General features: G+C 69.8%; 9 protein-coding genes. 1 reads left to right on the top strand and 8 read right to left on the bottom strand.

Annotated elements, in window-relative coordinates; genetic code table 11:
- Positions 1 to 6: 6 nt before the first annotated feature.
- The 5 genes from ACGFRF_RS35185 to ACGFRF_RS35165 all read right to left on the bottom strand — a co-directional run bounded on the left by ACGFRF_RS35185 (position 7) and on the right by ACGFRF_RS35165 (position 6804).
- Positions 7 to 2355 carry an FdhF/YdeP family oxidoreductase gene (locus tag ACGFRF_RS35185; RefSeq protein ID WP_393747065.1) on the bottom strand — a complete coding sequence of 783 codons (2349 nt, stop codon included), beginning with the start codon at positions 2353 to 2355 and terminating at the stop codon, positions 7 to 9.
- Positions 2356 to 2489: 134 nt separating this feature from the next.
- Entirely contained in the window at positions 2490 to 3095 is a 606-nt protein-coding gene (locus ACGFRF_RS35180; RefSeq protein WP_393747063.1) for a Dps family protein, read from the bottom strand.
- A gap of 35 nt (positions 3096 to 3130) precedes the next feature.
- Positions 3131 to 3964 (bottom strand): alpha/beta fold hydrolase, encoded by an 834-nt coding sequence (locus ACGFRF_RS35175; protein ID WP_393747061.1) that lies wholly within the window; start codon positions 3962 to 3964, stop codon positions 3131 to 3133.
- Positions 3965 to 5029: 1065 nt separating this feature from the next.
- A complete protein-coding gene (locus ACGFRF_RS35170; RefSeq protein WP_393747059.1) occupies positions 5030 to 5929 on the bottom strand; it encodes an SDR family oxidoreductase in 900 nt (299 codons plus the stop codon).
- A 137-nt stretch (positions 5930 to 6066) separates the two neighbouring features.
- Entirely contained in the window at positions 6067 to 6804 is a 738-nt protein-coding gene (locus ACGFRF_RS35165; protein ID WP_393747057.1) for an SDR family oxidoreductase, read from the bottom strand.
- A gap of 461 nt (positions 6805 to 7265) precedes the next feature.
- Between ACGFRF_RS35165 and ACGFRF_RS35160 the strand changes: the two genes are divergently transcribed.
- On the top strand, positions 7266 to 7925 hold the full coding sequence (locus ACGFRF_RS35160) for a response regulator (protein WP_393747055.1): 660 nt from the start codon (positions 7266 to 7268) through the stop codon (positions 7923 to 7925).
- Here the strand turns inward: ACGFRF_RS35160 and ACGFRF_RS35155 are convergent.
- The 3 genes from ACGFRF_RS35155 to ACGFRF_RS35145 all read right to left on the bottom strand — a co-directional run bounded on the left by ACGFRF_RS35155 (position 7915) and on the right by ACGFRF_RS35145 (position 12510).
- Positions 7915 to 8304, bottom strand: a complete 390-nt coding sequence (locus tag ACGFRF_RS35155) for a response regulator transcription factor (protein ID WP_393747053.1) — start codon at positions 8302 to 8304, stop codon at positions 7915 to 7917. The genes ACGFRF_RS35160 and ACGFRF_RS35155 overlap by 11 nt on opposite strands.
- 60 nt (positions 8305 to 8364) lie before the next feature.
- Complete coding sequence (locus ACGFRF_RS35150; RefSeq protein WP_393747051.1) at positions 8365 to 9417, bottom strand: ATP-binding protein; 1053 nt, start codon at positions 9415 to 9417, stop codon at positions 8365 to 8367.
- Positions 9418 to 9771: 354 nt separating this feature from the next.
- Positions 9772 to 12510, bottom strand: coding sequence for an AAA family ATPase (locus ACGFRF_RS35145; protein WP_393747049.1), 2739 nt, complete (start codon positions 12508 to 12510; stop codon positions 9772 to 9774).
- Positions 12511 to 12628 lie beyond the last annotated feature (118 nt).

Below are 12628 nucleotides of genomic sequence, written 5' to 3'. Positions count from 1 at the left end.
GATCCGTCAGTCCTCGGCGCTGGGGGTGACGCGCACCTTGATGTTCTTCATGAGGGGCTGGTTGCTCTGGCGGCTGTAGTCGCTCGCGGCGATCAGCACGTTCATCTCCGGCATGTATCCGGCGGCGCAGCCGCGGGGCATGCTGTACTCGATCGCCCGGTACCGCTTGAGGTACCGCTCGCTGCCGTCGCGGGCGGTGGCGGTGATGTCCACCAGGCTGTCCGGTCCGATGCCGCGGGCCCGCATGTCGTCCCCGTTCATGAGGATGAGGGTGCGCAGGTTGCTGATCCCGCGGTAGCGGTCGTTGTCGGAGTAGATCGTGGTGTTCCACTGGTCGTGGCTGCGCATGGTCTGGAGGATGAGCACGTCGTCCCCAGGCGGTGCCTCCGGCAGCGGCGCGGCGGAGAACTCCGCGCGCCCGGAGGGGGTGAGGAAGACCAGTTCGCGTGCGGGCTGCTTGATGCGGAAGCCCAGCGGCAGCCGCACCCGGCGGTTGAAGTCCTCGAAGCCGTCGAGGACTTGGGCCATGGTGTCCCGGATGCGGTCGTAGTCCTCGATGTAGGACTCCCACGGGACGGCGCTGTCCGGGAGGACGGCCCGCGCCATGCCCGCGATGATGGCCGGCTCGGACAGCAGGTGCGGTGAGGCGGGCTTCTTCATGCCGGCCGACAGGTGCACCATGCTCATGGAGTCCTCGACGGAGACGGACTGCGGTCCGCGTCGCTGGTGGTCCTTCTCGGTGCGGCCCAGGCAGGGCAGGATCAGCGCCTTCTCTCCGTGCACGAGGTGGCTGCGGTTGAGCTTGGTGCTCACCTGCACGGTGAGCGCGCAGTTCCGCAAGCCCTGGGCGGTGTACGCGGTGTCCGGCGCGGCCAGGACGAAGTTGCCGCCCATCCCGACGAAGACCTTCACCCGGCCCTCGTTCATGGCCTTGATGGTGTCGACCGTGTCCATGCCGTGGGCGCGGGGCGGGTCGATGTGGCAGACCTCGGCGAGCCGGTCCAGGAACTTCTGCCGGGGCCGGTGGTCGATACCGCAGGTGCGGTTGCCCTGGACGTTGCTGTGCCCGCGCACCGGGGAGGGGCCGGCGCCCTCCCGGCCGAGGTTGCCGCGCAGCAGCAGGACGTTGACGATCTCGCGGACGGTGTCCACACCGTGCTCGTGCTGGGTGAGGCCGAGGCACCAGCTGATGAGGGTGCGGTCGGAGCGGGAGTAGATCTCGGCGGCCCTGAGGATGTCGGCGCGGGTCAGTCCGGACTGCTGCTCCAGTTCCGCCCAGCCGGTGGCCTCGCACAGGGCGCGGTACTCCGCGAAGCCGTGGGTGTAGCGCTCGATGAACTCCCTGTCGAGCGCCTTGGGGTCGGTACGGCTCTGCTCCAGGACCGCCTTGGCGATGCCCCGCAGCAGGGCCATGTCGCCGCCCGCCCGCACCTGGAGGTTGAGCGTGCTGGTGCGGGTCGCCTTGAACAGGGCCATGTCGGTGAACTCGTGCGGCACGATCGTGCTGGTCGCCGCGGCCTCGACGAGCGGGTTCACATGGACGATCTGAGCGCCGCGGCGGTAGGCCTCGGCGAGCGCGGTCAGCATGCGGGGTGCGTTGGAGGCGGCGTTGACGCCCATGACGAACAGGGCGTCGGCGGTCTCCCAGTCCTTGAGGTCGGCGGTGCCCTTGCCTGTGCCGAGGGCCGCCGTCAGGGCCCGGCCGGACGCCTCGTGGCACATGTTGGAGCAGTCCGGCAGGTTGTTGGTGCCGAACTCTCGGGCCATGAGCTGGTACAGGAAGGTCGCCTCGTTGCTCAGCCGGCCCGAGGTGTAGAACGCGGCCTCGTCCGGGCTGTCGAGCGCGCGCAGTTCGCGGCCGATGAGGGCGAAGGCGTCCTGCCAGCTGATCGGCACGTAGCGGTCGGCGGCGGCGTCGTAGACGAGGGGCTCGGTGAGCCGTCCCTGGTCCTCCAGGGCGAAGTCGGACCACTCGGAGAGTTCGGAGACGGTGTGCTCGGCGAAGAAGGCGGCCCCGACCCGCTTGGGGGTCATCTCCCAGGTGACGTGCTTGATGCCGTTCTCGCAGATGTCGAGCTTGAGACCCTTGGTGTCGTCGGGCCAGGCGCATCCCGGGCAGTCGAAGCCGCCGTTCTCGTGGTTCATCTTGAAGATCGCGCGGGGCCCGTCGAAGAGCGCGCGTTCCTTGATCAGCACCCGGGAGACGCTCTTGGCGGCGCCCCAGCCGGCCGCGGGGTGGTGGTAGGCGCGGTGGGCGGGGCGCCTGTCGTCGGCCGGGCCGTCGCCGCCCGTGGCCGTGCGGCCGACCGAGCCGTCGTCCGGGTTCGACGTCTGGTTCACATCGGATGCGGTCATGTCCTGCGCTTCCTGTGTGGAGGTGGCTCGGTGGTGCGATCGGCCGCGCGGATCCCCGGCCGGCTGCGGGGGTCCGGCCGGCTGCGGGGGTCGCGGTCGGCCGCCGGCGCCGTGGTCAGCCGGCCGGGTCGCGGTCAGCCGCGGGGGTCGTCGGCGCGGACGAGGGGGGTGTCGACGAGGTGCTCGGAGAGGAACCAGCACTGGAGTTCGCCGGTGCGGATCACCTGGGAGACGAGCAGGTCGTTGGTGCCGTCGTCGCCCAGCTCGGCCACCCGCGCGGCGGCGTCGTGGGCCTCGGTGAGGATGATCTCGTGGGCCTCAAGGAGGCGGGAGAGCATCGCCGGGACCTCCTCCACGCCGTCCGGGGGCCGGGGCACGCTCGTCAGTTCGGCGGCGTGCCGTGGATCGCCGACCGCGACGCCGCCCAGCGTCTGGACGCGCTCGGCCAGGGTGTCGACCAACTGGAGCTGTTCGTCGGCGTGCTTGTCCAGCAGCAGATGGAGCTGGTAGAAGGTCGCTCCGCGCATCAGCCAGTGGTGCTTCTTGTACAGGTGGTACAGCATCTGCGTGTCGGCGAGTACGCGGGTGAGGCGCTGGCAGGAGTACAGGCGGCTGTCCGCACTCAGCCCGAGGGGGAACTGCTTGACGGTGCCGAACTCCTGGATGACGGGGCTCTTCTGGTGCAGCAGGGGCTGGCTGCCGCGCGGCTGTCCGCTCGCCGGCTGGGTGGTGGTGGCCATGGGGACGTCCTTCCTCGGTCGGGGTGGAGGGGGAACTACTTCGCCAGGAAGTCCAGGAGGGCCTGGTTGACTTCTTCTGGGTGGGTCCAGGCGATGTTGTGCGGGCCTCCCTCGACGGTCACGAACGTCAGGTCGCGGATCAGCCCCGGCAGCCGCTTCGCCGTGGCCTCGTACGGCAGGATCCGGTCCGCGTCCCCGTGCACCAGCAGCGTCGGCACGTCGATCTTCGGCAGATCGTCCCGGAAATCCGTCAGCCACGTGTCCACACACGCGTACGCCGCCCACGCCGACGCGCCCACGGCCACATTGAAACTGTTCTGCCACGCCTGATCACTGATCCGCGACCCGGCGTACATGTCGACGTTGTAGAAGTTGTCGAGGAAATCCTTGAAATAGGCCGGCCGGTCTTTCAGCACCGCCGCCTTGATCCCCTCGAAAACCGACGCGTCCACGCCCTCCGGATTGTCCTCCGTCTTCAGCAGGAACGGCGGAATCGCACCCAGCAGGGCTGCCTTCGCCACTCGGTCCGAACCGTACCGGCCCAGATAGCGCGTGACCTCACCCGTGCCCATCGAGAACCCGACCAGCGCCACATCCCGCAGATCCAGATGCTCCAGCAGCGCCTTCAGGTCCGCCGCGAACGTGTCGTAGTCGTACCCCACCACCGGCTGCGACGACCGGCCGAACCCCCGCCGGTCGTAGGTCACCACCCGGTACCCCGCCTCCAGCAGCACCCGCTCCTGCTTCTCCCACGAATGCCCGTTGAGCGGATATCCGTGAATCAGCACCACCGGTCGACCGTTTCCGTGGTCCTCGTAGTACAGCTCGATCGCACCGCTGTTCTCCTGCCCCACCGTCACGAACGGCATCACAACCACGCCCTTTCATCGAGTTCGGTGGCGTCAGGCTCCCAGCTGTTCAGCGACCTCACATCACATGAACGTGCGAGAGCGTGCCAGGTGGTTCTGCTACTCGATCCAGTCGCCCTCAAGGCATGCCTCAAGGAACTCGTCGATGTCCGTCTCTTCCCGCGGACGTCGCCTGCTCCCATGGGGATGTCCTGGCCCCTGCCGCGGCGGCGGGTCACCGGTGCCGCAGGGGGATGACGGCGCGGAACGTGGTGCCGGAACCGGGTGTATGACGGACGCTCAGAGTCCCGTTCGGGGCGGACACTTCGTCGGCATGGCCGTCAAGGGTGCCTCGTCCGCGGTACGGCCGGGTGCGGCACCGTCGTCCGTGACGGTCACGACGAGATCGACGTCCAGGTCGGCCTGTACCTGGACCGTTGACCTTCGCGGGGCTCTGTGCCGCCAGGCCGACGAGGGCCGCCTTGAGCCCACGCGGCTTGAGGACACCGGGGTACAGGGCGGCCGTCGCGTCCCTGACGTGGGCCAGCGCCTCCTCGGCGGCGTCCACCGCCGGTGCGGGTCCGGGCTCCCGGCCCAGTTGTTCGCGGACCAGGCCGAGGCCGAGCAGCAGTGCCACCAGACGTTCCTGTGCGCCGTGCTGGAGGCAGTCGGCGGCGCGGCGGCTGCGCAGGGCGCACTCCTGGGCGGGGTGCCGCTCAGGGCCCTTCCATGGTCGCCGGGCGGGGTCGTTCGCCCGCGTCGTGGGCGAACCCCCCTCACCGTCGCCGGGCGGAGGATGTACACCGCCGTCTCGGCGTCTGCCGTTCTCCCCGTCCGGCGACCCGGGAGTGTTCTGATGCCTCAGCGCGCGTCCCTCCGGATGGAATGCGGAGGCCCGGTACTAATGGGAAAACATGTCAGCTCCCGCACAGCATAAGTTACTAGGTAACTAAGCGATAGTTAGTTCCTCCCCACGGCACAGAGTATGGCTCGGTCAACAGTCAGTCCAGCCGCGTACTCCTGGGGCTGACACAAGGCCGGGGGCCGACCCACTGGGTCGGCCCCCGGCTTGTGTGGCTGTGGTCGTCACGCGTCGGCCGGGTGCACCGTCAGCAGGTCCGCGAGGTCGATCCGGGTCAGGAACTCCCGGCGGATGCGGTCGGCGACCTCGGAGACCTCTTCGGAGCCGTCGTTCGCCGGGTCGATGTGGACGCGGTAGGGCCGCCGGCCCTCCGGCAGGGCCACGATGCGGGCGATCTCGTCGGAGACCAGTGAGGCCTCCGCGCCCTCGGGGGCGAGGGCCGCGAGCTTCTGGGAGACCTGCTCCATCAGACCCGCGTACTTGGTCTCGTACTCCGCCTCGACGGCCTGGTCGGCCGGGTGACCGGAGTGGGCGAAGTGGTTGGTGCCGCTGGTGAAGGAGCCGGGGACCACGATCGAGGTCTCCACGCCCCAGCGGGCCAGCTCGCCGGCGTAGGTGACCGCCAGGGAGTCCATCGCCGCCTTGGCGGCGAAGTAGGGGCCGAGGTAGGGCGGGGTTCCGCCCTTGACGCTGGAGCTGGACACCCAGACGACCAGCCCGCGGCCGGCCTTGCGCAGGTGCGGCAGGGCGGCGCGGTTGACGCGCTGGGCGGACAGCACGTTGATGTCGAAGAGCTGGTCGAGCTGCTCCGGGGTGAAGGCCTCGGACGGGCCGGTGACCATGTGACCGGCGTTGTGGACCAGGACGTCGATACGGCCGTGCTCCTCGATCACCCGCTTGACGGCGGCGTCGACGGAGTCCTGGGAGTTGACGTCCATCTCGACGGCGCGCAGGTCCACGCCGTGCTCCTTGGCGTAGTCGGCGGCGGCCTGGACCTGGGGCGCGTTGCGGCCGGCGGTCTCGCGCATGCCGGCGTACACGGTGTTCCCCGTGTCGGCGAGGGCGCGGGCGGTCAGGGCGCCGAAACCGCTGGATGCGCCGGTGATGACGACGATATTGCTCATGGCAGTCTCCTTGACCACGGAGGTGGGCTGTCAGGGGGTGAGGGCGGAGGGTCGGGCGTGGGGGGGGAAGAGTCAGGGGGTGCGGGCCGGCCCGCGGGGATCCGGTGGAGGGCTGAGCAGGATGTGGCGCCGCGGGCTCAGGCGATGCCGCCGTTGGCGTAGAGGGTCTGGCCGTTGATCCAGCGTGCCGGGCCGGCGAGGAAGGCGATGGGTTCGGCGATGTCCTCGGGGGTGCCCAGCCGCTCCAGTGGGGCGGCCTTGGAGAGGTTGTCGAGCGCCGCCTGGTCCTTGCCCTCGAGGAACAGCGGGGTGGCGGTGGGTCCGGGGGAAACCGCGTTGACGGTGATGTCCTTGCCCCGCAGTTCGCGGGCGAGCACCAGGGTCATCGCCTCGACCGCTCCCTTGCTCGCGGCGTAGGCGCCGTAGGTGGGGAACTGGAGCCTGGTGAGCGACGAGGAGACGTTGATCAGGGCTCCGCCGCGGCGCAGGCGCCGGGCCGCCTGCTGGGAGACGACGAACGTGCCGCGGATGTTGGTGCGGTGCATGCGGTCCAGGTCGTCCAGGTTCAGCGTGGCGATCGGCGACAGGAGCATGATGCCCGCGGTGTTGACCACTACGTCGATGCCGCCGAACTCCGCCTCGGTGGCGTCGAAGGCCGCGGCCATGGCGTCCTCGTCGGCCACGTCGCCGGCCACCGCGATCGCCTTGCCGCCGCGGGCCTTGACGGCCTCGACGGCCTCGTCGGCCTTGGCCTTGTTGCCGGCGTAGTGCACCGCGAGGGCGAAGCCGTCCTTGGCCAGGCGGTCGACCACGGCCCGGCCGATGCCTCCGGTACCGCCCGTGACCAGCGCGACGCGGGTGTTCGTTTCCGTCATGGTGACCAGTCCTTCGTGTGGTGTGGCAGCGTGTCCGATCCAGCGGGCGAGATCGCCGATCTCGTCTTTGCGTTATCGACGATAACAGCAGATCGGAATGATGGCAACACTTTCCCGTGAGCATCGATAACAGTGTCGAGCGGCCGGCCGGCGGGATGGGCCGTGGGAGGACGGCTCCAGTCGGCGCGGCCCCCGGCACATAGCCCAGTCTTTCCGCCGCGGTGGCAGGCTCACCATCGAGCAGGCTTGACTGTGGGCATGTGGCCTGCCCCTGGCACGGCGTGGGGATGACCCCACGAGGGGCACGCCGGTCGCCGGTGCCGGCCTCGGAGATGGCCTGCCAGACGCGCTCCGAGGGGCCACTTCACCAGCATGGCCGTAGGGTTATGTCATATGACTGACATAACCTTCGACATGTTCTCCACGGCTGTCCCACTGAACCACCGACTAGGATGCAGTTCATGAGTGAACCTCTGCGAGCAGTGCTGGGAGAAGACCAGGCCATCGTTCGGGAGGGCATCGCGCACATCCTGCGCAGTGCCGGGATCACCGTTGTCGCGGCCGTGGACAACGCCGTGGAGCTGGTGCGCGTCACCAAGGAGCAACGCCCCGACGTCGTGATCACCGACATCCAGATGCCGCCGAACCTGAACGCGGACGGCCTGCAGGCCGCTCAGGAGATACGTATCGCGCAGCCGGAGACGGCTGTCATCGTGCTCTCGCAGTTCCTCGACGCCTCCTACGCGCTGGACCTGGTCGGCGACGACGCGCGGGGCGTGGGCTATCTCCTCAAGGAAAAGGTCGCGAGCCCCCAGATGCTGACCGACGCCGTCGAGCGGGTCGTCGCCGGAGGGTCGGCCCTCGACCCCGACGTCATCGCCACGCTCGTCGGCCGCAAACGCACGGAGGACCCGCTGGCCACGCTGACGCCGAAGGAGCGAGAGGTACTGGCGCTGATGGCCGAAGGCCACTCCAACACCGGCATCGCACGCCAGCTGTTCGTGACCGTCCCCGCGGTCGAACGTCACGTGACGGGGATCTTCATGAAACTAGGTCTCAACCAGGCGACCACCAGCCAGCATCGCCGGGTGCTGGCCGTCCTGCGCCACCTCAAGCAGTAGGACTCTCGGTCCCAGCCTCAGGCGGTGGGTGGAAGATGCCCTTGAGATCGGCGTCGAACAGCCGGTCCTTGGCGATGAAGGACTCGATTCCCGCCTGTTCCAGCTCCGCCGCGGACCAGAACGACTGCTCGGTGGAGGTCAGCACGATCCGGGGCGGCCGGTCCTCCTCGCGCAGCATGCGCGCGACGGACACGCCGTCATGGTCGGGAAGATGCAGGTCGAGCAGCAGCCCGTCCGGTCGATGGGCACGTACCGCGGCCAGGGCCGACGCGCCGTCCTCCGACTCCGCGACGACATGCAGACCGCGCGCCGTCAGCAGCATCCTGGCTACCCGACGGAATCCTGGGTCGTCGTCCACGACCACGATATTGACGGACATGCTCACCAGAATGCCTCGTGCTCCGAGTGATGAACCATAGGGGCAGCCCCACGATACCGCTCAGTGCGGAACGGGGATTTCCGCACGTACCGAGGTGCCACGGCCCGGCGGCGAGTCGATGACGAGAACGCCCTCGAAGGCCGCGACGCGGTCCATCAGCCCGGTCAGGCCATTGCCGGCGGCGTCCTCGGGCGCGCCGCCGATCCCGTCGTCGGCGACCTCGATCCGCAGGCAGTCGTCCGCCGCCGCGATCGATACGCGGATGTGTGCGGCCCTGGCGTGCTTCACCGCGTTCGTCAGCGCCTCCGCTATGACGAAGTAGGCGTTCGACTCGACCTCCGCCGGCAGCCGCATCGAACACTCCCCCGCCACGGTCGTCGGCACCGCGCATCGCGCGGCCAGCGACTCCACCGCCGCGAGCAGGCCTTTCGTCATGAGCACCGAGGGGTAGACCCCGTACGCCAGCTCCCGCAGCTCGTGGATGGCGGTCTGGGCATCGGCAACGGACTGGTCGAGCAGCTCGGCCGCGTCGGAGGCCGTCACCGGCAGCAGGTCGCGGGCGAGACGCAGCCCGATCAGCAGGCTGACCATGCGCTGCTGGGCGCCGTCGTGCAGGTCGCGGGCCGTCTGCCGGCGCACCGACTCGATGCTCTGCATGATCCGCCGCTGTGCGGCGCGCGACTCGTCGGCCCGGATCCGTGCGGCGTCCCGCTCCCGGTGGGCACGCTGCAGTTCGCGCTCCTCGGTGGCGTCGAAGAAGGAGTAGACCACCCCCCGGCCGGCCGGGAGATCGACGGGTGCGGCCCACCAGGAGGCGGGGAAGAAGGAGCCGTCGCGTCTTTTGAACCACTCGTCGTTCCCGTGCGCCGGCTGTCCCGTACGGGCGGGGCGGAGCATCGGGCACTCGGAGGCCGGGAAGGGAGTCCCGTCCGGGCGTTCCGGGTGCAGCGTGGCATGGCTGGAGCGGCCCACCAGTTCATCGGCGCTGTCGTAGCCGAGCGCCGCGACACCCGCGGGGTTGGTGTACAGGAGGTTGCCCTGGTGATCAACGACCCAGATGACCTGCGAAACGCTGTCGAGAACGACGGGCAGCACACTGCCGATCGGTTGCACTCCGTACTCCTATGGGTGACACGGGCGCCACTGGAACGCCGGACGGCCGGCGCCGCACGGACGAGTCCGGCGACGCACGCAGGAAGGGCGCCGATGTGACGGCGCCCCCCACATGACAGCGACCCGAGCCCGGTGACGCCGTCACGACTCGGACGTCGTGCCGGCGTAGTGGGAAGCATACGGTGGGAGATCACATGGTGAGTGTACGCGCTGCGTACATGTAGTATGCCTGAGACTGATGTCAGGTATGACTCCATGTTGGTGTCACATGTCACTGCTGGTGCTCCCGACCCCGTTCCTCGACGAGCGTCAGCGCACTGCAGACCGCCGCGACGGCGGACGCGCCGCGTCCCCCTATTCGCCACCGAGATCGGCCAGGTGCAGCTGGCCACGAGAGGTGATGCCGAGCTTCGGGAAGATCCGACGGAGGTGCTGGCCCACGGTCCGGTGGGAGATGAACAGGCGGGTGCCGATCTCGCGGTTGGTCATTCCGGTCGCTGCCATTCTGGCGATCTGCAGTTCCTGCGGGGTGAGGCTGTCCGCGGTGGAGGGTGTCGGCCTGCCGACGGCTTCACCCGCCGCGCGGAGTTCGGCCCGCGCGTCCTCGCCGAACGCGGTGACACCCAGCGCGTCGAAGCTTTCCACGGCCGCCCGCAGCGGGCGACGGGCCTCGAGGATGCGGCGTTGGCGCCTCAGCCAGCGGCCGTAGGCCAGCAGGAGCTGTGCCCGGTGGAACGGCCAGTTGGCCAGCAGCCTGTTGTCGAGGGCCCGCCGGTAGAGCGGCTCGGCCCGGTCGTCAGGGGCTACGAGGGGGGAGGTACAGGTGACCATGGCGACGAGGAACGGAGCGGTTGTCTTCTCGGCCAGCACGGTGAGCTGAGCGTGATGGCGTTCTGCCTCGTCGTGGCGACCGGTTCGGACCGCCGCCTCGATGAGGTCCGCGATGCCCCAGTAACCCACGAACGGGTGATGGGTCACGTCGGCTGGGTCCAGCACTCGCGCCAGTTGCTCGTACGCGTCGTTGTACTGCTTGTTGACCATGGCATGGCGCCCTCTGGCGAACTGGGCGAAGCCGAGGATCGACTGCGCGCCCACCGAGAGCAGTTCCGCCTCGGTGGTGCGGATGAGTTCGTTCGCGGTGTCGAACTCGCCGCGCTCACTGGCCAGGGTGGCCAGGGCCAGGTCGGCGACGTACGCCCAGCGGGACCGGCCGGTGTCGCGGGACAGTCGCCGTGACTCGTCCGCCGCGGCGCGCGCCAACCGGTGCTTGCCGAGCGGGATCGCCGCCCAGGCCTGGGACGCGAGGGCTTCGCCCAGCAGTCCGAGGCGGCCCTGCTGGCGCAGGCCGTCGACGGCCGCGCACAGGTACGGCCAGGCGAGGTCGTACGCCCAGATCGCGGTCAGGGAAGCACCCAGTGCATGCTGCTCGGCAGGGTCGTCCACGACCCCCGGCGCGATCCGGGTCGTCCTGTCGATGACCCAGGCCGCCTCGCCCACCGGGTCCGCGCAAGCGGCGACGGAGAGGACCATCGGTTCGCTGTCGCCTCGCTGCAGGCGCCGTGCCGCCTTGACGACGAGGCCGCGTGTCTCCTCCGTCGGGTTGCCGTACCAGCACCCGATGGACAGGGGCCACAGCGCTTTGAGCGCGAGCGCGGCACCGTCGGAGTCGGCGCCGGCCAGCTGGTCCGCCACGTCGGCGAAGGCCCGTACCCGCTCGGGGCTGAACCAGCTCTCCTCGTCGAGCGCCTCCGCCCACAGGGTGAGGCGAAGCCTTTCCTCCCTGCCGAGTTCGGCGGATCTCGCCTCGGCGAGCTGCCTGCGTGCCGTGACGGCCTCGCCCAGCTCGAAGTTGATCTCGGCCGAGCGCAGCAGCAGGCGGCCCCGGTGTGTCTGCGGACGGCTTCGCAGGGCCGCCTGTCGCAGGGCCTCGGCCGCGGCGTGCGGGGCACCCCTGGTCAGTGCTCTGAAGGCGGCTTGTTCGAGGTCCAGCGCCACGTCGTCGTCCGGCCCGGGGGTGGCGGCCGCACGATGCCAGGCCCGGCGCTCGTGGTGTCCCGCCAGCACCTTCGCCAGTGCCCCGTGCGCGCTCAGCCGCCTCGAGGGGGTGGCCGCGTGGTAGACGGTGGAACGGATCAGGGGGTGCCGGAAGCGGACCTCGTGCTCTTGGATCTCGATCAGTCCGGCATCGACGGCCGGCTCCAGAGAGGTCACCGAGAGGGCCGCGCCGGCCAGGATCTCCGCGGCCCGGAGGATCTCGGCGAGGTCGCCTCCGTCGTCGGCGGCGGCGATCAGCAGCACGGTCTGGGTCGGGTGGGGCAGTTCTGAGGCACGCGAGAGGAAGGACCGCTCCAGGCGACGGGTGGTGGGCAGCCAGGGCGGCAGGGTCTGCGGGACGGTTCCGTCCCCGGGCAGCGCGGCCGGCAGTTCGACCAGCGCCAGCGGGTTGCCGGCCGCCTCTGCCAGGAGCCGTTGGCGGACGGACTGTTCGAGTGCCGGCGCGTGTGCCTGGAGCAGCGCCGCCGCTGCGTCGTCGTCGAGCTTGTTCAGCTGCAGCTCGGCCAGACCGGCTTCGTTCAGCGTCGTGTCGTGGCCCTCGCGTACGGCCATGACCATGGCGACCCGCTCCCCCTCGAGCCGTCTGGCGACGAAGGCGAGGACCTCGCTGCTCGGCCTGTCGATCCACTGTGCATCGTCGATCAGGAGGACGACAGGGGCCTTGTCGGCCAGGCTGCTGATCAACTCGAGCGACGCGAGTCCGACGGAGAACATCTCGGGCGCAACGCTGTCGGTCATGCCGAAAGCGGCGAACAGCGCCTGCCGCTGGCGGGCCAGCAGGGAGGAGGCGTGGTCGGCAAGCACCGGATTGAGCAACTGGTGGAGTCCGGCGAAGGGAACGGACGCCTCGGACTGCACGCCGAGCGCCGACAGGGCGCGGCCGCCGCGCGCGACGGCGGCTTCCCGGGCCGCGCCGAGCAGGGCGGTCTTCCCGATGCCGGCCTCTCCACGCAGCAGCAGGGCGTCGCCTGATCCGTCGAAGCTGCGGGAGACGAGGTCCGACAGCAGCCGCAGCTCGGCCTCACGCCCGTACAGCATGTCCCCGTCCAATGCCATCACCACCAGGCCGGCCGCACCCCGGACGCACGGGTGACCGCCTGGCGCCTCACCCCGGCCCACCTCTTCTCGGCTGAAAACTTCCCCCACCGATTACTAG

This window comes from Streptomyces sp. NPDC048521, assembly GCF_043199855.1.
Classification (GTDB): Bacteria; Actinomycetota; Actinomycetes; order Streptomycetales; family Streptomycetaceae; genus Streptomyces.
The sequence above is the reverse complement of the archived record's forward strand: the minus strand, read 5'-3'. Positions and strand labels throughout refer to the sequence as shown.